At 63.8% G+C, this 21101-nt stretch carries 20 protein-coding genes and 1 tRNA gene; 16 read left to right on the forward strand and 5 right to left on the reverse strand.

The window, feature by feature from the left end; all coding sequences use genetic code 11:
* Window position 1 precedes the first annotated feature (1 nt).
* Window positions 2–376 carry a Rieske (2Fe-2S) protein gene (locus U5822_RS03385; RefSeq protein WP_322854221.1) on the forward strand — a complete coding sequence of 125 codons (375 nt, stop codon included), beginning with the start codon at window positions 2–4 and terminating at the stop codon, window positions 374–376.
* Here the strand turns inward: U5822_RS03385 and sfsA are convergent.
* On the reverse strand, window positions 360–1091 hold the full coding sequence (gene sfsA / locus U5822_RS03390; protein ID WP_322854222.1) for a DNA/RNA nuclease SfsA: 732 nt from the start codon (window positions 1089–1091) through the stop codon (window positions 360–362). The two genes, U5822_RS03385 and sfsA, sit on opposite strands and share 17 nt — an antisense overlap.
* A gap of 177 nt (window positions 1092–1268) precedes the next feature.
* Here sfsA and dksA point away from each other — a divergent pair, with 177 nt between their 5' ends.
* The 10 genes from dksA to pgi all read left to right on the forward strand — a co-directional run bounded on the left by dksA (window position 1269) and on the right by pgi (window position 13290).
* Entirely contained in the window at window positions 1269–1709 is a 441-nt protein-coding gene (gene dksA / locus U5822_RS03395; protein ID WP_127330320.1) for an RNA polymerase-binding protein DksA, read from the forward strand.
* A 56-nt stretch (window positions 1710–1765) separates the two neighbouring features.
* Window positions 1766–2638, forward strand: a complete 873-nt coding sequence (gene gluQRS / locus U5822_RS03400; protein ID WP_322854223.1) for a tRNA glutamyl-Q(34) synthetase GluQRS — start codon at window positions 1766–1768, stop codon at window positions 2636–2638.
* A 50-nt stretch (window positions 2639–2688) separates the two neighbouring features.
* A complete protein-coding gene (locus U5822_RS03405) occupies window positions 2689–2865 on the forward strand; it encodes a hypothetical protein (protein WP_322854224.1) in 177 nt (58 codons plus the stop codon).
* Window positions 2855–5818 (forward strand): ATP-binding protein, encoded by a 2964-nt coding sequence (locus tag U5822_RS03410; RefSeq protein WP_322854226.1) that lies wholly within the window; start codon window positions 2855–2857, stop codon window positions 5816–5818. Before U5822_RS03405 ends, U5822_RS03410 begins: the two co-directional genes overlap by 11 nt.
* 6 nt (window positions 5819–5824) lie before the next feature.
* A complete protein-coding gene (locus tag U5822_RS03415; RefSeq protein WP_322854227.1) occupies window positions 5825–7225 on the forward strand; it encodes a sigma-54-dependent transcriptional regulator in 1401 nt (466 codons plus the stop codon).
* 701 nt (window positions 7226–7926) lie between these two features.
* A complete protein-coding gene (pcnB, locus tag U5822_RS03420) occupies window positions 7927–9318 on the forward strand; it encodes a polynucleotide adenylyltransferase PcnB (RefSeq protein WP_322854228.1) in 1392 nt (463 codons plus the stop codon).
* The gene (gene folK / locus U5822_RS03425; RefSeq protein WP_322854229.1) at window positions 9315–9827 is read left to right on the forward strand and encodes a 2-amino-4-hydroxy-6-hydroxymethyldihydropteridine diphosphokinase; all 513 of its coding nucleotides are present in this window, start codon (window positions 9315–9317) and stop codon (window positions 9825–9827) included. The genes pcnB and folK (U5822_RS03425) overlap by 4 nt, the downstream gene beginning before the upstream one ends.
* A gap of 133 nt (window positions 9828–9960) precedes the next feature.
* Complete coding sequence (gene panB / locus U5822_RS03430) at window positions 9961–10755, forward strand: 3-methyl-2-oxobutanoate hydroxymethyltransferase (RefSeq protein WP_322854230.1); 795 nt, start codon at window positions 9961–9963, stop codon at window positions 10753–10755.
* Complete coding sequence (panC, locus tag U5822_RS03435; protein ID WP_322854231.1) at window positions 10752–11600, forward strand: pantoate--beta-alanine ligase; 849 nt, start codon at window positions 10752–10754, stop codon at window positions 11598–11600. The genes panB and panC overlap by 4 nt, the downstream gene beginning before the upstream one ends.
* A gap of 28 nt (window positions 11601–11628) precedes the next feature.
* On the forward strand, window positions 11629–13290 hold the full coding sequence (gene pgi, locus U5822_RS03440; RefSeq protein ID WP_322854232.1) for a glucose-6-phosphate isomerase: 1662 nt from the start codon (window positions 11629–11631) through the stop codon (window positions 13288–13290).
* Here the strand turns inward: pgi and folK (U5822_RS03445) are convergent.
* Window positions 13273–13797: a 2-amino-4-hydroxy-6-hydroxymethyldihydropteridine diphosphokinase gene (gene folK / locus U5822_RS03445; protein ID WP_322854233.1), complete on the reverse strand. Its 525-nt coding sequence runs from the start codon at window positions 13795–13797 to the stop codon at window positions 13273–13275. The two genes, pgi and folK (U5822_RS03445), sit on opposite strands and share 18 nt — an antisense overlap.
* The gene (folB, locus tag U5822_RS03450) at window positions 13797–14153 is read right to left on the reverse strand and encodes a dihydroneopterin aldolase (RefSeq protein ID WP_322854234.1); all 357 of its coding nucleotides are present in this window, start codon (window positions 14151–14153) and stop codon (window positions 13797–13799) included. Before folB ends, folK (U5822_RS03445) begins: the two co-directional genes overlap by 1 nt.
* 140 nt (window positions 14154–14293) lie before the next feature.
* Here folB and plsY point away from each other — a divergent pair, with 140 nt between their 5' ends.
* Entirely contained in the window at window positions 14294–14887 is a 594-nt protein-coding gene (gene plsY, locus U5822_RS03455) for a glycerol-3-phosphate 1-O-acyltransferase PlsY (protein ID WP_322854235.1), read from the forward strand.
* 6 nt (window positions 14888–14893) lie between these two features.
* Here the strand turns inward: plsY and tsaD are convergent, their stop codons facing one another.
* Complete coding sequence (gene tsaD, locus U5822_RS03460) at window positions 14894–15949, reverse strand: tRNA (adenosine(37)-N6)-threonylcarbamoyltransferase complex transferase subunit TsaD (protein WP_322854236.1); 1056 nt, start codon at window positions 15947–15949, stop codon at window positions 14894–14896.
* A 238-nt stretch (window positions 15950–16187) separates the two neighbouring features.
* Here tsaD and rpsU point away from each other — a divergent pair, with 238 nt between their 5' ends.
* The 4 genes from rpsU (at window position 16188) to U5822_RS03480 (ending at window position 20421) form a co-directional block, all read left to right on the forward strand.
* Window positions 16188–16403 (forward strand): 30S ribosomal protein S21, encoded by a 216-nt coding sequence (gene rpsU, locus U5822_RS03465; protein ID WP_007153483.1) that lies wholly within the window; start codon window positions 16188–16190, stop codon window positions 16401–16403.
* A 152-nt stretch (window positions 16404–16555) separates the two neighbouring features.
* Entirely contained in the window at window positions 16556–18283 is a 1728-nt protein-coding gene (dnaG, locus tag U5822_RS03470) for a DNA primase (protein WP_322854237.1), read from the forward strand.
* 119 nt (window positions 18284–18402) lie between these two features.
* Window positions 18403–20247 (forward strand): RNA polymerase sigma factor RpoD, encoded by a 1845-nt coding sequence (gene rpoD, locus U5822_RS03475; RefSeq protein WP_322854238.1) that lies wholly within the window; start codon window positions 18403–18405, stop codon window positions 20245–20247.
* Between the two features lie 97 nt (window positions 20248–20344).
* Window positions 20345–20421 (forward strand) — tRNA-Ile (locus U5822_RS03480).
* Between the two features lie 121 nt (window positions 20422–20542).
* Here U5822_RS03480 and U5822_RS03485 read toward each other — a convergent pair.
* Window positions 20543–21079 (reverse strand): PEP-CTERM sorting domain-containing protein, encoded by a 537-nt coding sequence (locus U5822_RS03485; RefSeq protein WP_322854239.1) that lies wholly within the window; start codon window positions 21077–21079, stop codon window positions 20543–20545.
* Between the last annotated feature and the right edge of the window lie 22 nt (window positions 21080–21101).

The raw sequence follows: 21101 nt of genomic DNA on the forward strand, positions 1-21101 counted from the left end.
TATGAGTGTCGAACAACCCCGCGAGTGGCAGACGGTGTGCCGGAAAGCGCAACTGACGGCCGACGAGGCCCTGGAGTTCCGGCTCCAGCGCCTGAAGCCAGACCCGCACGCCATGCCGCTGACCGGTTTCCTGCTGCTGCACGACGGCAAGCTGCGGGCCTACCTCAACCAGTGCCCGCACCTGGGCGTGGAGCTGAACTGGATGCCTGGCCGATTCATGGACGCCGACAACCTGTTCATTCAGTGCGCCACCCACGGCGCCCTGTTCAAGCCGGACACTGGCGAGTGTGTCACCGGGCCCTGCCAGGGTGACGCGCTGACCGAACTGGAGCTTCGGGTCGAGGGCGGCGCCGTCCTGGTCAGAGCTCCAGAATGACCGGGACCGATTCGGTCAGGGTCATGACGCCGCTGGGCTCGCCATCCCCGCCACACAGATGCGCCCGGTAGGCGATGACTTCCACACCGGCGTCAGCCGCTTCGCGCAGGAGTTTGCCGTAGGTCGGGTCGATGTGGTCGGCCGGGCGTACCGCTTCGATGCCGGTGTGATTGACCACGAAGAACAGCACTGCCCGATCGCCACTGGCCACTTGCGCCATCAGCTCCCGCAGGTGTTTCTGGCCCCGGGTGGTGACCGCGTCGGGAAAAAAACCCTGGGCGTCCTCGGCCAGGGTCACGTTCTTGACCTCGACCCAGGCGTCCGGCTGCTGCTCGTGGCCGCTCAACAACAGATCGATCCGGCTCTTTTCCTCACCGTACTTCACTTCCGAGCGCACCGACGGATACCCCGCAAGCTCCGCAACCGTGCCGCTTTCCACGGCACTGCGGGCCTGGCCATTGGGACGGGCGGTGTTGATGCAGGCCAACTGGCCGGGCACGGCCTCGACCAGCTCCCAGGTGTACTGCAGCTTGCGTTTGGGGTTGTTGCTGCGGCTGAGCCAGACCCGGGCGTCGTCCGGCTGGCATCCGAGCATTGAGCCGGTGTTGGGACAGTGGGCGGTGACCTCGGTCCCGTCAGGCAGGCGCACATCCGCGAGGAAGCGCTTGTAGCGCCGAATCAGCCGGCCCTCCACCAAAGGTTCTGGAAAGTTCATGGGTTCTCCGTCAAAGTCGTGATCACAAGGCTGGCACCCCCGTGACTTATCTGCTATTTTCCGCAAATTCCCGTTTCAGGACGAATGCTTCATCCAGGGTACAACCGCACAGCCACGGGGGCTCACGCGGAGGGAAGCAAAGCGTTCTTGTGAAGTACAAACAAGAGGCCGGGTTCAATGGCAAACACTGCAGAACAACCACGCGAACGTTTTACTAACTTCACCCCTTACGAAATGAAGAAGGGTGAAGAATACATGAGTGCGGACATGCTCGAGCACTTCAAGAATCTGCTGCTGCAGTGGAAGCAGGAGCTGATGGAAGAAGTGGACCGCACCATGCACCACATGCAGGAAGACGCGGCAAACTACGCGGATCCCAGCGATCGCGCAACCCAGGAAGAAGAGTTCAGCCTGGAGCTGCGTACCCGCGATCGCGAGCGCAAGCTGATCAAGAAGATCGACCAGACCATCGATCGGATCGACAAGGACGACTACGGTTTCTGCGATCAGTGTGGTGTTGAAATTGGTATCCGTCGCCTGGAAGCCCGGCCGACCGCCACCCTGTGCATCGACTGCAAGACCCTCGCCGAAATCCGCGAACGCCAGACAGGCATCTGATCCGGCCTCGCCCACAGCAGCCGGCCGGCTGATGCCAGCCGGCTGACTGATCTGCCATGACCAGCACCGACTACCGCGGCCGCTTTGCCCCCTCGCCGACCGGCCCCCTGCATTTTGGTTCCCTTGTTGCCGCCCTGGCCAGCTTCCTGGAAGCCCGATGCCATCAGGGCCAGTGGCTGGTGCGTATTGAAGACCTCGATCCCCTGCGGGAACCCCCGGAGGCCACCGGCCAGATCCTGCGCAGTCTGGACGCCCACGGCCTGATGGCCGACGACGCCGTGCGCTTTCAGTCCCGCCGCCACGAGGCCTATCAGGCCGCCATAGACCGGTTGCTGGAAACCGGCCACGCCTACCGGTGTGTCTGCTCGCGCAAGGAGTTGGCGCAGCACCATGGCCGCCACCCGCACCAATGCCGGGATGGACACATTGCCGCCGGCGACCAACCCTTCGCGGTGCGGTTCGCGCTGACCGACGAAACCAGTCACTGGCAGGATCAGCTGCTGGGCCCGCAGGTCCAGACCGTGGCCGCCGAGCTGGACGATCCGGTGATCCTGCGCAAGGAAGGCTTCTACGCGTACCAGTTGGCGGTGGTGGTGGACGACATCGACCAGGGCATCACCCACGTGGTGCGCGGCTCCGACCTGCTGGACATGACCGCGCAACAACAGCAGGTCTATCGCGCCCTGGGCGCGACGCCGCCACACTGGCTGCACATTCCGGTCATCCTCAACGATCAGGGTCAGAAACTCAGCAAGCAGACCCACGCTCCGGCGCTGGACGACACCCGCCCCAGCGATAACCTGGTCCAGGCACTGGCGGCGCTGGGGCAGGAGCCGCCGACAGAGCTGACCCGAGAGTCGGTGGAGCAGGTCCTGGCCTGGGGCATCCGGCACTGGCGCCGCGCGGCCGCGCACCTGACAGCCAGGTAACCCACGTGGTATAAAGCCAGTCATTAACCTCAGCGCGGATCGCTTGCCTGATGTACATCTACCGTCTGGTTTTCCTGTTGGTTCTGGCCATCTACATATTTTCGCCCAACATCCTCGACTGGTGGACCTCACCGGGCAATGCCTGGTATAGCCCCTACATCATCTGGGCGGGCCTGATTGCGATCGGCTTTTGGCTGGAATGGCGGCGAGCCCCCAATGAGTTTTAGCGCCACCAATCTGCTTGTCGCCAGCCTGCTGTACCTGATCGTCCTGTTCGGCATTGCCTGGGTGACCGAACGGGGCCTGATTCCCCGCTACTGGGTACGCCATCCCTTGGTGTACACGCTCAGCCTGGGTGTGTACGCCGGCATCTGGGCGGTCTACGCCGCGGTCGGGATTGCCGCCGAAACCGGGTACGGCTTCCTGGCCTATTACCTGGGCATCAGTGGCGCCTTCCTGCTGGCGCCGGTGCTGCTCAACCCGATCCTGCGCATCGGCCGGGCCTACCAGCTGACCTCCCTGGCTGACCTGTTTGCCTACCGCTATCGCAGCCAGTGGGCCGGCACCCTGGTCACCCTGTGCTCCGGCGGCGCCATCCTGGCCCTGCTGAGCATGCAGATCCAGGCGGTCACCACGTCCGCCAGCATCCTGGCCCCGGACACCTCCCCCAACCTGATCAGCGTGATGTTCAGCCTGACCGTGGTGCTGTTCGCCATGCTCTTCGGCGCCCGCCGGGACCAGACGTCGGAAAACCACCAGGGCCTGGTGCTGGCCATCGCCTTTGATTCCCTGGTGAAGCTGGTGGCGCTGCTGGTGCTGGGCGGAGTGATCCTGTTCGGTGTGTTCGGGGGCATGGACGGCCTGGACGCCTGGCTGCTGAGCAACAGCTCGCCGGCGACCACCATGACCCTGAGCGTGGACGACGGCAGCTGGCGGGCGGTGATGCTGATGTCCTTTGCCGGCGCCCTGGTGCTGCCGCACATGTACCACATGACCTTCAGCGAGAACCCGTCGCCCAAGGCCCTGGCCAAGGCCAGCTGGGGTCTGCCCCTGTACCTGCTGTTGCTGGGCCTGCCGGTACCGCTGATTCTCTGGGGCGGCCAGGCGCTGGAAGTGACCACCGGCCCCAGCTTCTTCAGCCTGGGCACGGCGCAGGCCCTGGACAACCCCTGGCTGACCCTGCTCATGTACATTGCCGGGTTGTCGGCCGCCAGCGGCCTGATGATCGTCAGCACCCTGGCCCTGGCCGGCATGGTGCTCAACCACGTGGTGCTGCCCCTGAAGACCCCGCGGGAACAGGGCGACATCTACCGCTGGCTGCAGTGGATCAAGCGCCTGCTCATCGCGGTGATCATCTTTACCGCCCTGCTGTTCCACGAGACCCTGGGCAAAAACCTGGACCTGTCGATTCTCGGCATCATTTCCCTGTCCGGTACCCTGCAGTTACTGCCCGGCGCCCTGGGCGTCATCTACTGGCCCGAGGGCAACCGCCGGGGCCTGATCGCCGGCCTGGTCACGGGACTGGCGATCTGGGTGGTGACCCTGGTGCTGCCGTTCTCCAACACCGTCAATCTGCTCGGCCTGCTGGAGGCACCGCTGGTGCCGGACTACAGCAACTGGCACATCTTCACCTTCATCAGCCTGACCGCCAACGTGGCGGTGTTCGCCCTGATCTCCATGGTGAGCACCAGCACCAGCGAGGAAACCAGCGCCGCCCAGGCCTGCTCCATGGGCGCCCTGTCCCGGCCGCAACGGCGGGAACTGCTGGCCACCTCCTCCACCGAGTTCGCCAAGCAACTGGCCGAGCCCCTGGGCTTCGGGGTGGCCAAGCGGGAAGTGGCCCGGGCCCTGTCGCAACTGAAACTGCCCAACGTGGAGTACCGGCCCTATCAGCTGCGGCGGCTGCGGGACCAGATCGAGATCAACCTGTCGGGCCTGCTCGGCCCGTCCGTGGCCCGAGATATGGTCAAGCGACATCTGGGTTTCAAACCCATGGCCCGGGGCGGCACCGCCCAGGACATCCGCTACGTGGAACGGGCCCTGGGCGACTACCAGAACCAGCTCACCGGTCTGGCGGGGGAGCTGGACAACCTGCGCCGGCACTACCGGCAGACCCTGCAGAATTTGCCCATCCCGGCGTGCTCGGTGGGCGAGGACGGCGAAATCCTGATGTGGAACACCGCCATGGAGAGCCTGACCGGCATCACCGCCGACGACGTGGTCGGCGCCCGGCTGCTGGCCCTGCCGGAGCACTGGCACCTGCTGCTGGACGATTTCAATCGGGGTGAGGAGCTGCACCGCTACAAACACCGGCTGGACCTGCGCGGCAAACCCCACTGGCTGAACCTGCACAAAGCGGCGCTCAGCGGCCCCGATCACCCGGAGGGCGGCAGCATCATTCTGGTGGAAGACCAGACCGAAACCCGCCTGCTCGAAGACGAGCTGATGCACAGCGAACGGCTGGCCTCGGTCGGCCGGCTGGCCGCGGGCGTGGCCCACGAGATCGGCAATCCGGTCACCGGCATCTCGTCCCTGGCCCAGAACCTGAAACTGGAAACCGACAACCCGGACATCCTGGACACCGCCGACCAGATCCAGCAGCAGACCCGCCGGATTTCCACCATCCTGCAGTCGCTGATGAACTTTGCCCGCACCGGCAACCACGCCCAGGCCAACCGGTACGAACCGGTGGTGGTCCACCGCTGCGTGGACGAGTCCATCAACCTGCTGTCCCTGAGCGACCGCGGCCAGGGTATCCACTTCGTCAACGACTGCCCGCCGGACCTGCGGGTGCTGGGCGACGAACAGCGCCTGGTCCAGGTGTTCATCAACCTGCTGGCCAACGCCCGCGACGCCTCCCCGGTGGGCGGCAGCATTCGGGTCAGTGGAAACGGCGACGGCTACTCCGCTATCATCGAGGTCACCGATGAGGGCTCCGGGATTCCGCAGGATCAGCTCGATCATATTTTCGAGCCGTTCTACACCACCAAGGCGCCCAATCAGGGAACCGGGCTTGGACTGTCACTGGTGTACAGTATTGTTGAGGAACACTACGGCAACATTCAGGTGGACAGCCCGGCCGACGCCAAGACAGGCACTGGGACCTGTGTACGGCTGCGACTGCCTGCCTACGAACCGGACACCGATTACACCGCCATCAGCCAGAACGAAAGGTCATAACACCCTATGCCCCGCATTCTGATCGTAGAAGATGAAGACATTATCCGCTCAGCGGTGCGCAAGCTGCTGCAGCACGCCGGGTATGAGGTAGCCGACGCCGGCTCGGTGGAAGAAGCCGAGCGCAGTTGCGATCCGGAACAGTTCGACCTGATCATCTCCGACCTGCGGCTGCCGGGCGCGCCCGGCACCGAACTGATCAACCGGGCGCCGAACACCCCGGTACTGATCATGACCAGTTACGCCAGCCTGCGCTCGGCGGTGGACTCCATGAAGATGGGCGCGGTCGAGTACATCGCCAAGCCCTTCGACCACGACGAGATGCTGGCCGCGGTGGAGAAAATCCTGGCCCGCAGGCGCTCCGCCGCCGGCCCGTCCGCCGACACCGCCGGCCCGGCCCGCAGCCCCGAGGACAGCGATCCGGCCAGCATCATGTTCGGCCAGTGCGACCCCATGCAACGGGTCTTTACCTTGATCCGCAAGGTCGCGCCGACCGAAACCACGGTGCTGATCCAGGGCGAATCAGGTACCGGTAAGGAACTGGCCGCACGCGCCCTGCACCTGCTCAGCCCCCGGGCGTCGAAGCCGCTGATTTCGGTGAACTGCGCCGCCATCCCCGAAAGCCTGATTGAATCCGAACTGTTCGGCCACGAGAAAGGCGCCTTCACCGGGGCGGTGTCGGCGCGCACCGGTCTGATCGAGGCCGCGGACGGCGGCAGCCTGTTCCTGGACGAGATCGGCGAGTTGCCGGCGGAAGCCCAGGCCCGCTTGCTGCGCGTGCTGCAGGAGAACGAGATCCGGAAAGTGGGGTCGACCCAGAGCCGGACCGTGAACGTGCGGATGATTGCCGCGACCCACCGTAATCTGAAGGCCATGACCCGCACCGGGGAATTCCGGGAGGATCTGTACTATCGCCTGAACGTGATGCAAATTCGCATCCCGCCGCTGCGCGAACGCCAGAGCGACATCCTCGGCCTGGCCCGGCGCTTCCTGGCCCGCCAGGGCGAGAAGATGGGCAAGGCCAACCTGAACCTGAGCCCGGAAGCCATGCGCGCCATGGAGCGCCACCGCTGGCCAGGCAACGTGCGGGAACTGGAAAACGCCATCGAACGGGCCACCATCCTCTGCGACGGCGACGTCATCACCCCGGGCCTGCTCGATCTGGAACTCGAGGGCGACGAGCACATTCCGGAGACCCTGGTCGAGGGTAACAACGAACAGACCCGCGCCACCGACGTGGACGCCTCCAACGACCTGTCCCTGGAAGATTACTTCCAGCATTTCGTGCTGGAGAACCAGGACCGCATGAGCGAAACCGAGCTGGCCCAGAAGCTGGGCATCAGCCGGAAATCCCTGTGGGAGCGCCGTCAGCGCCTGGGCATCCCGCGCAAGAAGACCTCCGGCAACTGACCGGGTGGGGCAGAATCGAAGGCGGGCCAGCGCCAAAGTGTGAACCTGAGCTCACTTGTTACCCGCCTGTTCCTCACGGTAACACTTCACGCAAACGGAACGTGATCTGAGTAACACTTTCGACCTATACGGGGTAACACGTACAAGCCAATAAATCGTAAACCCCTGTTAATTAAAGATTTCCAAAAACTGGCACACGGTCTGCAAACTATTTAGCGCACGACAACAAAAACAACCGTGACACCGCAGCGGGAAAAACAAAAACAAAAAGCTGCGAGAGAACGCCCGGTAACAAAAACAAGTATAGGGCGTGAGCGAACTGAGTGTTTTGGGTACTTTGCTTTTTAGGGGTTCCACGGCACGTGTGAGTTGTAGAGGCAGAGAAGAATCGTCTTCCAGGCGACACTGTAACTACTAGAGACTCTCCCGCTGTCACTGACCGCTCTGTGTATTCAAAGCTTTCCGTTTGCGCTGCTTGACTCCGATTGGAGTTCTGCAGTGGGGTAAAAAATCAAGAAAAATCCCGGCAACAACAAAAACAATGCAGATCGTCAACGCTTTCAGGGCGGATTCGTGTACACGGATCCGCCTTTTGATTATCTGGCCCCTGGTATTTCGCCACGGCTTCCCGGCCAGACATGGGCAAATCCTGCACAAACCGTTAAACTCTCGGTTTTTGCTCACCGCAACCACGGATTTCAATGCCTAAATCACTTTCCTCTTTCGTAGAGCAATCGGTCGACAAGCTCCGCTCAATCATTCCCGGTAGCGGAAAGAAAAAGTCCCGCCTGTACCAGCGCCGGGAAATCCCCCGCGACCAGCACAATGTGTCCCGCTCGATGATCAGCGAGCCCGCCAAGAAGGTGCTCAACCGGCTGAACAAGGCCGGCTTCGAGGCCTACCTGGTCGGCGGCGGCGTGCGCGACATACTGCTCGGCGGCACCCCGAAAGACTTCGACATCGCCACCAACGCGACCCCGGAAGAAGTCCACGACCTGTTCCGCAACTCCCGGCTGATCGGCCGTCGCTTCCGCATCGTGCACGTGGTGTTCGGGCGCGAGGTGATCGAGGTCACCACCTTCCGCGGCAACGCCAACCAGGCCGACGAAGACACCAGCGACGACGAGCACAAGACCAGCGAACACGGTCTGCTGTTGCGCGACAACGTCTACGGCAACCAGGAAGAAGACGCCCTGCGTCGGGACTTCACCGTCAACGCGCTGTACTACTGCATTCGCGATTTCACGGTGATCGATTTTGCCGATGGCGTGACCGACCTGCGCAACCGCCAGCTGCGCCTGATTGGCGACCCGGAAACCCGTTACCGGGAAGACCCGGTGCGCATGCTTCGGGCGATCCGGTTCGCGGCCAAGCTCGATTTCGACATCGAGCCGGAGACCGAGGCCCCGATCCGCAAACTGGCGCCCCTGCTCACCCACATTCCGCCGGCGCGCCTGTTCGAAGAGGTGCTGAAGCTGTTCTCCGCCGGCCAGGGCGAGGCCACCTACGACCTGCTGACCCGCTACAACCTGCTGGCGCCGCTGTTCCCGGAAACCGTCCGGGCCATCGACAATGGCGAGTCCGACGAGCTGATCCGCCAGGCCCTGCGCAACACCGACGCCCGCATTGCCCAGGGCAAATCGGTAACGCCCTACTTCCTGTTCGCGGCCATGCTCTGGCCCGCCCTGCAGGCGGAGTGGTCCCGGCGCCAGGACCATGGCGATCCCGTGCAACCGGCCCTGCACGGCGCCATTGGCAAGGTGATCGGCCGTCAGGTCCAGGCCACCTCCATTCCCAAGCGCTTCTCCGGTCCCATGAAAGAAATCTGGGAGCTGCAGATGCGCCTGCCACGGCGCCAGGGCAAGCGCGCGTTCGCCACCATGAGCCATCCGCGCTTCCGGGCTGCCTACGATTTCCTGCTGGTGCGTGAAAGCGCCGGAGAGATCGAACCCGGGCTGGGCGAGTGGTGGACCGAGTTCCAGAAAGTCGACGACCGGGGCCAGGAACGCATGCTCTCCGAGCTGGGCAGCGACGGCCCGAAAAAGCGCCGTCGGCGTCGCAAACCGGCCGCCAAACGTCCAGCCCAGCAATGACCACCAACGCCTTTATTGGGCTGGGCAGCAACCTGGAGAATCCGACCGGGCAACTGGCGCGCGCGGTCACGGCCCTGGCCACCCTGCCTAGTACGGTGCTGGTGGCCCAATCGCCGTTTTACGCCAGCCGGCCCGTCGGCCCCCAGGATCAGCCGGACTTCGTCAATGGCGCAGTTTGGCTCAGGACCGAGCTGGCGCCCCACGCCCTGCTTGATCAACTCCAGGCCATCGAGCTCCAGCATGGCCGGCAACGGTTGCGCCACTGGGGGCCTCGCACCCTGGACCTGGACCTGCTGGTGTACGGCGACCACAGCCTGGACGACGACCGGCTGACGGTGCCCCACCGGGAACTGCCCAACCGAGACTTTGTGCTGCAACCGCTGCTCGATTTAGACCCGGCGCTGACCCTGCCCGACGGGCGCTCGGTCGCCGACCTGCGCGCCGCCTGCCCGGACAACGGCCTGCGCAAACTTCCCCCGATCCCCCGGGAGCCGTTTCCGCCGTCCTGAACGCCGTGCCGGCGGGCCTGGGCGGCGGATCGTGCTACGCTTGCCTCAGGCATACCCCCGGATTACCCTTAGCACTGAATGCTGGCAGACCCCGGCCCGGTCTAGGCCCATCCACCCACAAGGCAAGGATTTTATGGCTGTTACCATCAATACCCTTCGGGAATACAAGCAGAAAGGCGAGGCCTTTTCGGTCCTGACATCCTACGACGCCACCTTCGCCCAGCTGGTCAGTGAGGCCGGTGTCGACGTGATCCTGATTGGCGACTCCCTGGGCATGGTCCTGCAAGGCAACGACAGCACCCTGCCGGTCACCATGGACCAGATGGTCTACCACACCAGCTGTGTGGCCAAGGGCAACCGTGGCGCGCTGATCATGGCCGACATGCCGTTCATGACCTACGGCACCGTGGAGGCCGCCCTGGAGAACGCCGCCGAACTCATGCGCGCCGGCGCCCATCTGGTCAAACTCGAAGGCACCGACTGGATGAAGGACACCATCCACGCCCTGAGCGAACGGGGTGTGCCAGTCTGCGCCCACCTGGGCCTGACCCCGCAATTCGTCAACAAGTTCGGCGGGTACAAGGTTCAGGGCCGGGATGAGAAGGCCGCGGAAATGATGATCGAACACGCCTGTGAACTGGAAGCCGCCGGCGCCGACGTGATCCTGCTGGAATGCGTGCCGGCTCAGCTGGCCGCCCGCATCACCCAGGCCGTGAAGGCCCCGGTGATCGGCATTGGCGCCGGTTCCGCCACCGACGGCCAGGTCCTGGTGCTGCACGACATGCTGGGGGTGACCACCGGCCGGAAACCCCGGTTCGTGAAAAACTTCCTGGCCGAGACCAACTCCGTTCAGGAAGCCCTGGCTGCCTATGTTACCGCGGTGCGCGAGCGCACCTTCCCGGCCGAGGAGCACACGTTCAAGGCATGAGAACCGTACATTCCCTGAAAGAACTTCGCACCATCCTCCGGGGCTACCGGCGCCAGGGCAAGACCATCGGCCTGGTCCCCACCATGGGCAACCTGCACGAAGGCCACATTTCCCTGGTGCGTAAGGCCGCCGAGGCGGCCGATGTGGTGGTCACCAGTATTTTCGTGAACCCGATGCAGTTCGGTGCCGGCGAGGACCTGGACAAGTATCCCCGCACCCTGGTCGAAGACCAGGAGCAACTGGAAGCCGCCGGCAACACCCTGGTGTTTGCCCCCGGGGTGGACGAGGTCTACCCGGAAGGCCTGGCGCAACAGACCCAGGTGGTGGTGCCGGAAGTCAGCGACGGCCACTGCGGCGCCAGCCGTCCCGGACACTTTGAGGGCGTGGCCACGGTGGTGACCATGCTGTTCAACATGGTCCAGCCCGACCTGGCGGTATTCGGGGAGAAGGATTTCCAGCAACTGGCGGTGATCCGCAAACTGGTGCGCGACCTGATGCTGCCGGTGGAAGTGATCGGCGCCCCCACCGTGCGGGAAGACGATGGCCTGGCCAAGAGCTCCCGCAATGGCTACCTGAGTGCCGACGAACGCCGGCTCGCCCCGGTCGTGTACCAGACCCTGCAGGCCACGGCCCGGCAGGTGACCGATGGCCGCTCGGACTTCGAAACCCTGGAAGCGGAAGCCCGGGACCAGCTGAGCGCAGCCGGCCTGCGCCCCGACTACTTCAACATCGTCAACAGCCAGACCCTGAAACCTGCCACTCCGGACGACATCGAGATCACCTTGCTGGTGGCCGCCTTCCTGGGCACCACCCGACTGATCGACAACCTGTCCCTGACCCGCTAGCAAAAGATCCACCGAAAAGGACGTTCAAATGCCCGACCCAGCCACGGAATTGACCTCGAGCGCCGAATGGCAGGCACTGGAGGCACAGCGGCAGGCTCTGGATGCCATTCCGCTGCGCCAGCTGTTTGCCGACGACCCCGGGCGTGCCCGGCGCTATTTCATCGAGGGCGCAGGGCTGGCGCTGGATTTCTCCAAGAACCGCATCACCGATGACACCCTGCAGGCCCTGGTGGCCCTGGCCCAACGCTGCAATCTGGGAGACCACCGTGCCGCCCTGCTGCGGGGCGACCCGGTCAATGTCACCGAGAACAGGCCGGCCCTGCACACGGCGCTGCGTCATCCGGGGCCGGACGGCATCACGGTGGATGGCGTGGATGTGGTGGCCGAGGTCCAGGCTACCCTCGGGCGCATGGAAGAACTGGTGGCGCAGGTGCTCAGCCAGGCCCGCACCGGCTTCACCGGCCAGACCATCACCGACGTGGTCAGCATTGGCATCGGCGGCTCCTATCTGGGCCCCCGGCTGGTGAGCGAGGCGCTGCAACCCTACGTTCAGAACGGCATGCGCTGCCACTTCGTGGCCAACATCGACGGCACCGACATCAGCGAAGTCCTCCGTCAAGTCCGGCCCGAAACCACCCTGTTCCTGATCCAGTCCAAATCATTCCGGACCCAGGAAACCCTGAAGAACGGCGAGGTAGCCCGCCAGTGGTTCCTGGATCAGGGCGGCACCGAAACGGCCGTGGGCCAGCATTTTCTCGCGGTCACCGCCAATGGTCCGGCGGCCGAGGCGTTTGGCATCCAGCCCGATAACATTTTCCCGATGTGGGATTGGGTCGGTGGTCGGTACTCACTCTGGTCGGCGATTGGCCTGCCCGTGGCGCTGACCGTCGGCATGGCCAATTTCCGCCGCCTGCTGGCGGGCGCCCACGCCATGGACCAGCATTTCCAGGACGCCCCGCTGGCGCAGAACCTGCCGGTGGTCATGGCCCTGCTCGGGGTCTGGTACAACAACTTCTGGCAGGCCGACACCCACGCCATCCTGCCCTACGACCACTACCTGCGCAGCCTGCCGGAACACCTGCAACAGCTGGACATGGAGAGCAACGGCAAGGGTGTGACGACGCTGGGCACCGCCCTCGGTTACGACAGCGGGCCGGTGATCTGGGGCGGCGTCGGCTCCAATGGCCAACACGCGTTCCACCAGTTGATCCACCAGGGCACCCGGCTGATTCCGGCCGACTTCATCATCCCCCTGGAGAGTCACAACCCGGTGGCCAGTCACCACGCGGACCTGTTCGCCAACTGCCTGAGCCAGAGTCGCGCCATGATGACCGGTAAGACCCTGGACGAAGCCCGGGCTGAACTGGTGGCGGATGGTTACAGCGCGGATGAGGTGGAACGCCTGGCGCCCCACAAGGTCATTCCCGGCAACCAGCCGAGCAATACCCTGATGATGGACAAGCTGACGCCGGAAACCCTGGGCGCGCTGATCGCGCTCTACGAGCACCGGACCTTCGTGCAGGGGGTGATCTGGCAGGTGGATTCGTTCGATCAGTGGGGGGTGGAGCTGGGCAAGCAACTGGGCCAGGAGATTCTGCCGCGTCTGCTGGACGACACCGCCCCCGGGGCCGGCAGCGACAGCTCCACCGACCATCTCATTGACCGTTTCCGGTCAGTCCGCAGGCGTTGAGATCCTCCGCCCCTGCCAGGTGAAGCCGATCGGCCAGAGCTTCTGGCCGGCGGTGTAGTTCTGCCACAGGGCACCGTAGGTTTCGCCGCACACCGGGTGGGTCAGCGCCGGCGCAATGTCGGCCAGGGGCCGCAGCACGAAGGCGTTCTTGAGGATTTCGCCCCGGGGCAGCTCGACCCCTTCAATCACCCCGACCTGATCGCCGTAGGTGAGGATGTCCAGATCCAGGGTCCGGGCGCTGAATTTGGGTGCGCCGCGTCGGCGTCCGTTCTCGGCCTCCAGCTGCTTGAAGCGCCGGGACAATTCCCCCACCGACAGCGCCGTATCGACTCCGACCACCAGGTTATAGAACGGCGAGCCATCAAAACCGACGGCCTCGCTTTCATAGACCGGGGAAATGGTCAGCTCGCCGAACCACTGGTCCAGGGCATCGAGCGCTGCGGTCACGTAGCGCGCCCGGTCAACGTTGCTGCCGATACTGATGTAGACCCGGACCTGCTCGGCCATCAGCGCGCCCCCCGCTCAATCCGGACACCCACCGACTGGGCCGCGGGCACGGCGCCCGGCTTGCGGATCGTGAGTGCCAGCCAGCGGATCCCGAACGCCTGCCGTAACTCGGCGGCCAGGTGTTCGGCGCCGTGTTCCAGCAGTTGCGGCTGGAGAGTCTGCAGGCAGGACGTCACCCGCTCACTGACAGCGGCGTAATCCAGGGCGTCGCGGACGTCGTCGGAGGCACCGGGGACGCGGTTGTCCCAGGCCATCTCCAGGTCGACCACCAGACGCTGGTCGACCTTGCGTTCCCAGTCGTAGACACCGACCACGGTCTCCACCACCAGCCCTTCGATGAGCACGCTGTCTGCCACGCTGACTCCCGGAGTATTCCACTCTTTGCTGATTGAATAACACCCAACCAGCGGATACTGTGATCTGACTGGCCCGGCGTTTCAGGGCCGGCATTTTCGCACACAACACCCGGAGACGTCTCCGCCCTCGAGCCAACACCATGAATCTGCCCAGCGATCCGGTTCTCACTGTCCTGCTCTGCGCCGCCGCCTACCTGGCCGGCTCGGTGCTGTTTGCCTTGCCGGTGTGCCGCCTCTGGGGGCTGCCCGACCCCCGGGCTCAGGGCTCGGGCAACCCGGGGGCCACCAATGTCTATCGGACCGGTGGCTGGCTGCCGGCGGTGGCGACCCTGGTGCTGGATGCCGCCAAAGGCTGGCTGCCGGTGTGGTTGGCCCACGTCAGCGGGCTGTCGGTCATGGCTCAGGCCATGGTGGCCCTGTGCGCGGTGACCGGTCACATGGTGCCGGTGTTCTATCGGTTCAAGGGTGGCAAGGGGGTGGCAACGGCCCTGGGCGCGGGGCTGGCACTGGCCCCAGTCACCACGCTGGTGATGGCGGCCATCTGGGCGCTGGTGATGTGGCGCTGGCGAATCTCGGCCCTGGCGTCACTGGTGGCCATTGTCAGCGGCCCGATCATCAGCGCCCTGATCGAGCCCAACACCCTACCCCTCTTTGGCCTGCTGGCGATCCTGATCGTGGTTCGCCACCGCAACAATCTGATCCGCCTGGCCCAGGGCCGGGAAGCCGGGCTCTGATTCCGCTCAGTCCACCAGGCCGTTGGCGCGGGCTTCGGTGATCGCCGGCAGGGTGTTCATGGGCCAGCGCGGGACCGCGACGATGCGCTCGCCATCCTGCTGACCGGCCTTCAGGCGCTGGGCACCGGCGTAGGCAATCATGGCGCCGTTGTCAGTGCAGAATTCAGGACGGGCGTAGAACACCCCGGCCCGGAGCTTCGCAGTCATCTTTTCCAGCCCCGCCCGCAGTCGCTTGTTGGCGCTCACGCCGCCGGCGATGACCAGGCGTTTGCAGCCGGTCTGTTCCAGCGCCCGCTTGCACTTGATGGTCAGGGTATCGACCACGGCGGCCTCGAACGCCAGGGCAATGTCGGCCCGGGTCTGATCGTCCAGGCCACCGTCCTCGCGGGCCGCGTTCACGGTGTTGAGGGTAAAGGTCTTTAGGCCACTGAAGCTGAAATCCAGCCCCGGGCGGTCGGTCATCGGCCGCGGGAACCGGTAGCGGTCAGGGGTGCCCTGCTCGGCCAGCGCCGCCACCCGCGGGCCGCCGGGGTAGTCCAGGCCGAGCATCTTGGCGGCCTTGTCAAAGGCCTCACCGGCGGCGTCGTCAACGGATTCCCCCAGCATTTCGTAGGCGCCGATGCCGTCCACCCGAACCAGCTGGGTATGGCCGCCGGACACCAGCAGGGCAACAAACGGGAACGCCGGCGGGTTGTCCTCCAGCATCGGTGCCAACAGATGGCCTTCCATGTGGTGCACGCCAAGCACCGGAATGCCCAGGGCAAACCCCAGGGCGTGGGCGACCGAACCGCCCACCATCAGGGCGCCGACCAGGCCGGGACCGGCGGTGTAGGCAATGCCGTCCAGATCGGACCGGGCCTTGCCGGCATCGGCCAGCACCTGGTCGCACAGCGGCAGCAGTTTGCGCACGTGATCCCGGGACGCCAGCTCCGGCACCACACCACCGTAATCGGCGTGCATGTCGATCTGACTGAACAAGGCGTGGGCCAGCAGGCCCTGCTCGCTGTCGAACAGCGCCACACCGGTTTCGTCGCAGGAGGTTTCGATACCAAGAATCAGCATAATATCCGGGCCATAACCATCGGCTGAGTGGGAAAAGGCCGCATTTTAGCAGAAAGCCGAAACCCCCTGTCAGTTTCATCGAACAAACATTGACCTTGCCATGACCCAGGCGCTATCATTGCCGCCCTAAAATATGCACTGGTCGAGTTTTAGCCAATCTGACCAGGGATCGAACCGCCTCGGCCCAACGCCGGGCGGACAAAATTGAAACCGAATCTATCAGGTAGGTGATTTCCGAATGCCAGCTGTTAAAGTGAAAGAGAATGAACCGTTTGACGTAGCACTGCGTCGCTTCAAGCGTTCCTGCGAGAAGGCCGGTGTACTGTCCGAAGTACGTCGTCGTGAGCACTACGAGAAGCCGACCGCTGTTCGCAAGCGCAAAGCAGCCGCTGCCGTTAAGCGTCATCTCAAGAAGCTTCAGCGGGAACAGCGCAAGTTCGAGCGTCTGTACTGAGTCGTACCGACGCAGCTTGACTGCAAAGCACTGAATTGCCTGTTCAGCCACGGGCTGCGCAGAGCGACTCAAAAAATGCCGCCGAGGCCTGGCTTCGGCGGCATTTTTGGCTATGGCCGAACCCGATAAGTCCCGGTTGATCTGGAGCCTCCATGAGCGGACTGATCCCTCAGCGTTTCGTCGAAGACCTGCTTGATCGCCTGGATCTGGCAGAGCTGATCGGATCCCGCATCACCCTGAAAAAAGCCGGCGCCAACTACAAGGCCTGCTGCCCGTTCCACGATGAAAAAACGCCGTCCTTCAACGTGCGGCCGGACAAGGGCTTTTACCACTGCTTTGGTTGCGGCGCCCACGGTGACGCGATCAGCTTTGTTCGGGAATTCGAGGGTCTGGGGTTCACCGAGGCGGTGGAGGAGCTGGCCAAGCGGGCCGGGCTGGAAGTGCCCTACGATCGGGCCGCGAAACAGGAAATCCAGCAGGCCCGGACGCTGACCGACGCTTTGGACTTTGCCAGCCGCTTTTACCAGTCGGCACTGGCCAGCCAGCAAGGAAGCTACGCCCGGGATTATCTGGCCCAGCGGGGCCTGGACGAGGCCATTGTCCAGCAGTACCAGATTGGTTACGCGCCGGCGACCGGCACTGCGCTGTTCGAGGCGGCCGAAACCAGTCTCAAGGGGCCACTGATCGAGACCGGGACCGTCTCGGACAAGTACGGCCGGCCCCGGGATCTGTTCCGTAACCGGGTCATGTTCCCCATTCGCAACAGCCGGGGGCGGACCGTGGCTTTCGGCGGCCGCACGCTGGGCGACGACAAGGCCAAGTACATCAACTCTCCCGAGTCCGACGTGTTCCACAAGAGCCGGGAGATCTACGGTCTGTTTGAGGCCAAGCAGGCCCTGAGGCAGCTGGACAAGCTGCTGGTGGTCGAGGGCTACATGGACGTCATCGCCCTGGCCCAGCACGGCATCCATTACGCGGTGGCGACCCTGGGCACGGCGACCAACCAGGACAGCCTGACCGCCCTGCTGAAACAGGTCCGGCACGTGGTGTTCTGTTTCGACGGCGACCAGGCCGGATTCCGGGCCGCCGACCGGGCCATGGAAAACGCCCTGGAACTGATGGCCGACGGCCTGCACCTGCAGTTCCTGATGCTGCCGGAGGGCGAAGACCCGGACACACTGGTTCGCAAGGAGGGCCCCGAGGCCTTCCAGCAGCGCATCGACGGCGCCACGCCGTTGTCCCGGTACCTGTTCGACCGGCAAAGCGAAGGGCTGGATCTGCAGCTGCCGGAGCACCGGGGCGAGCTGAAAGCCCGGGTCGAGCCGATGCTGAACAAGATGCCCAAGAGCACGCTGCGGGATGCCATGTGGCACGAGATGCTCCGGCTCTGCAGCGGCCGCAACCAGTGGCAGGGCCGGCAGCAGGGTGGCAAGGGCCAGTGGAAGGGTGAGCGACGGGACCGGATCACCGAGGAGCGCATCGACGTCAAGCTCAGCAAGGACAGCCTGCTGTGCCTGGCGCTGCTGGAGGCCCCGGAAATGGCCACCGAAGTGGTGGAGCTGGCACGCAGCTCCCGCCAGTACGGCCAGGCCCGCAGCTTTGCCAGCTGGATGCTGGAGCAGGACATCCGGGAACGGAAAACGCTGGTGCGCTCACTGGCCCTGGACAACCAGGCCCGGGAGCGGTTTTTCCACCTGTTCGACGGGATTGAACACATTCCCGCCCGGGAAAGCACCCTGGCGGCGGCTCGGGAATTACTTAGCCCGAACGAGGAGGCATCGCGCCAGCAGCGGCTGGCCACGTTGCTGCGCAACTTTGCCAACCTCAGCGCCGAGGAACGCTCGGAGCTGCGGACCCTGAGTAGCGGCACTCAGGACTGACGGTACTTGAAACTAGACGCGTTGATCACCATCTAACCATTCGGTGGCAGTGCGACCAAGCGACAGCTATAATGGCTGTTTAACTTTTTTCCTTCTTAAAGCGAGTTCACAGGGTGTCTATGTCAGGCAATTCGCAAAAATCACGTTTGAAAGACCTCATTGCACGAGGCAAGGAACAAGGTTACCTGACTTACGCCGAGGTAAACGACCACCTTCCGGAAGACATTGCCGACCCGGATCAGGTCGAAGACATCATTCGCATGATCAACGACATGGGTATCCAGGTCACGGAGGAGACTCCGGACGCCGATACCCTGCTGATGACCGAAGGCGACTCCACCGCGGATGAAGCCGCGGCGGCAGAAGCGGCAGCCGCCCTGGCTGCGGTAGAGACCGACGCCGGCCGGACCACCGACCCGGTGCGCATGTACATGCGCGAGATGGGGACCGTCGAACTGCTGACCCGCGAAGGCGAGATTGTCATTGCCAAGCGCATCGAGGAAGGCATCCGCGACGTGATGGCCGCCGTGGCCCACTTCCCCGGCACTGCCGGCACGGTTATTCAGGCCTACGACCGCATCATCGAGAACGAAGGCCGCATCAGCGACATCGTGACCGGTTTCCTCGACCCGGACGACGCCGAGCCGTTCATGGGTGAGGACACCAGCACCGACAGCTCCGACGACTCCGATTCCTCCGATGACGACGACGATTCCAGCGAGGAAGAAACCGATAACGGTCCGGATCCGGAAGAAACCCGCCTGCGTTTCGAGCTGCTGAAAGAGAAACTCAACGCGGCCGACAAGGCGCTGGCCAAGCACGGCCGTGCGGACAAGAAAACCCAGGACGCCCTGAACGAGCTGGGCCAGGTGTTTGCGCCGTTCAAGCTGGCCAACAAGGCGTTCGACGAGCTGGTCAACGTGGTCCGCTCCACCAACGACCTGGTGCGCGAGAACGAGCGGGCGATCATGCAGATCTGCGTCCGCGACTGCAAAATGCCGCGCAAGGACTTCATCAAGTCGTTCCCGGGCAACGAGACCAACCTCGAGTGGGCCGACAAGATCACCAAGAGCAAGAAGCCGTACGCGGCGCCCATGGTTGAGCGCGTTGATGAAATCGTGCGTTTGCAGAAGCGCATCCAGAACGTTCAGACCGAGGTGGATCTGGACGTGGCGGACGTCAAGGAAATCAACCGTCGGGTCTCCATCGGCGAAGCCAAGGCCCGCCGAGCCAAGAAAGAGATGGTCGAGGCCAACCTGCGTCTGGTTATCTCCATCGCCAAGAAGTACACCAACCGCGGCCTGCAGTTCCTGGACCTGATCCAGGAGGGCAACATCGGCCTGATGAAGGCGGTCGACAAGTTCGAATACCGCCGCGGCTACAAGTTCTCAACCTACGCCACCTGGTGGATCCGTCAGGCCATCACCCGCTCCATCGCGGACCAGGCCCGCACCATCCGTATTCCGGTGCACATGATCGAGACCATCAACAAGCTCAACCGCATCTCCCGTCAGATGCTGCAGGAAATGGGTCGCGAGCCCACTCCGGAAGAGCTGGGTGAGCGCATGGAAATGCCGGAAGACAAGATCCGCAAGGTGCTGAAGATCGCCAAAGAGCCGATCTCCATGGAAACCCCGATCGGCGACGACGAAGACAGCCATCTGGGCGATTTCATCGAGGACATCCAGGCGCTGTCGCCGGTGGATTCCGCCACCGCCGAAGGCCTGCGCGAAGCGACCCGCTCCGTGCTGGCTGGCCTGACTGCCCGGGAGTCCAAGGTCCTGCGCATGCGTTTCGGCATCGAGATGAACACCGACCACACCCTGGAAGAAGTCGGCAAGCAGTTCGACGTCACCCGGGAGCGGATCCGTCAGATCGAAGCCAAGGCCCTGCGCAAGCTGCGCCACCCTTCCCGCTCCGATCACCTGCGCGGATTCATCGACGACCAGGGCAATCAGGGTTAATTACCCCGACAGTAGCGGGCGCCAGACCTCACCGGTATAATGGCGCCCGCTCTGTTTCCTCCCCGGAAACACCTTTCAAATACAGCACTTGCTGCACGGGCCTATAGCTCAGTTGGTTAGAGCAGGGGACTCATAATCCCTTGGTCGCTGGTTCGAGTCCAGCTGGGCCCACCACTCCTATCCTTGCTCTCGATTCTCACTTCAACACCACCGACAGCCGTTCCGGCGCTTTTACCGGTATTGCCTAACGAAAAAGCCCCGACAAGGTCGGGGCTTTGCGTTTACAGAGTGTTGGTCAGGACTTCATGAACCTCCGCCGACAACTCATCGCCACCAACCCCAGGGCCAGAAGCGCCATGGTGCCCGGTTCGGGGACTTCCACGGTGCCACCGATGGGAGCAATGTGACTGATGGTAAACTCGTCTCTCGGCAGGTTGAAGCCGGCCGCAATCAGAGAGGTATCAATGACCGCCCAATCCAGCTCCGGGCTATTCTGGAAAAGCCCGTACCAGGTTGAGTTCTTGATGAAGAAGTACTCAGTCGCGCTGGAAAGCTCAAACGCGATGATGGACGAACTTCCATCCACGGTGGTGTACGACTGGTCTTCCACCTTGTCGCCCTCGACATAGGTTGTCGTACCCATGCCCAGATCGGTCAGCAGGTTGTTAATCCAGCAAAGCTCGGTACTGGGGCTATTGCCAGGCCCGCAACTGCCGGACGGGTTGGCGTTCAGGTCATTGGTCTCTCCAAGCAGGGTGTCCACACCCCCTACGTCTGTCGAGCCAATCATGTAAGCGGAGGCGGACCCGCCCCAGGCAAGTGCTACTGCCAAAACGATTGATTTCGATATCACA

This window comes from Marinobacter qingdaonensis (assembly GCF_034555935.1).
Taxonomy (GTDB): Bacteria; Pseudomonadota; Gammaproteobacteria; order Pseudomonadales; family Oleiphilaceae; genus Marinobacter; species Marinobacter qingdaonensis.

Excerpts from the sequence above, each read along its gene's own strand:
- rpoD (WP_322854238.1), top strand. The coding sequence starts at position 18,403 with ATGTCAGGCAATTCGCAAAAATCACGTTTGAAAGACCTCATTGCACGA.
- folK (WP_322854233.1), bottom strand. The coding sequence starts at position 13,797 with ATGGCCGAGCAGGTCCGGGTCTACATCAGTATCGGCAGCAACGTTGAC.
- dnaG (WP_322854237.1), top strand. The coding sequence starts at position 16,556 with ATGAGCGGACTGATCCCTCAGCGTTTCGTCGAAGACCTGCTTGATCGC.
- tsaD (WP_322854236.1), bottom strand. The coding sequence starts at position 15,949 with ATGCTGATTCTTGGTATCGAAACCTCCTGCGACGAAACCGGTGTGGCG.
- pgi (WP_322854232.1), top strand. The coding sequence starts at position 11,629 with ATGCCCGACCCAGCCACGGAATTGACCTCGAGCGCCGAATGGCAGGCA.
- gluQRS (WP_322854223.1), top strand. The coding sequence starts at position 1,766 with ATGACCAGCACCGACTACCGCGGCCGCTTTGCCCCCTCGCCGACCGGC.
- panC (WP_322854231.1), top strand. The coding sequence starts at position 10,752 with ATGAGAACCGTACATTCCCTGAAAGAACTTCGCACCATCCTCCGGGGC.
- panB (WP_322854230.1), top strand. The coding sequence starts at position 9,961 with ATGGCTGTTACCATCAATACCCTTCGGGAATACAAGCAGAAAGGCGAG.
- U5822_RS03415 (WP_322854227.1), top strand. The coding sequence starts at position 5,825 with ATGCCCCGCATTCTGATCGTAGAAGATGAAGACATTATCCGCTCAGCG.
- folK (WP_322854229.1), top strand. The coding sequence starts at position 9,315 with ATGACCACCAACGCCTTTATTGGGCTGGGCAGCAACCTGGAGAATCCG.
- rpsU (WP_007153483.1), top strand. The coding sequence starts at position 16,188 with ATGCCAGCTGTTAAAGTGAAAGAGAATGAACCGTTTGACGTAGCACTG.
- plsY (WP_322854235.1), top strand. The coding sequence starts at position 14,294 with ATGAATCTGCCCAGCGATCCGGTTCTCACTGTCCTGCTCTGCGCCGCC.
- U5822_RS03385 (WP_322854221.1), top strand. The coding sequence starts at position 2 with ATGAGTGTCGAACAACCCCGCGAGTGGCAGACGGTGTGCCGGAAAGCG.
- pcnB (WP_322854228.1), top strand. The coding sequence starts at position 7,927 with ATGCCTAAATCACTTTCCTCTTTCGTAGAGCAATCGGTCGACAAGCTC.
- dksA (WP_127330320.1), top strand. The coding sequence starts at position 1,269 with ATGGCAAACACTGCAGAACAACCACGCGAACGTTTTACTAACTTCACC.
- U5822_RS03410 (WP_322854226.1), top strand. The coding sequence starts at position 2,855 with ATGAGTTTTAGCGCCACCAATCTGCTTGTCGCCAGCCTGCTGTACCTG.
- U5822_RS03405 (WP_322854224.1), top strand. The coding sequence starts at position 2,689 with ATGTACATCTACCGTCTGGTTTTCCTGTTGGTTCTGGCCATCTACATA.
- sfsA (WP_322854222.1), bottom strand. The coding sequence starts at position 1,091 with ATGAACTTTCCAGAACCTTTGGTGGAGGGCCGGCTGATTCGGCGCTAC.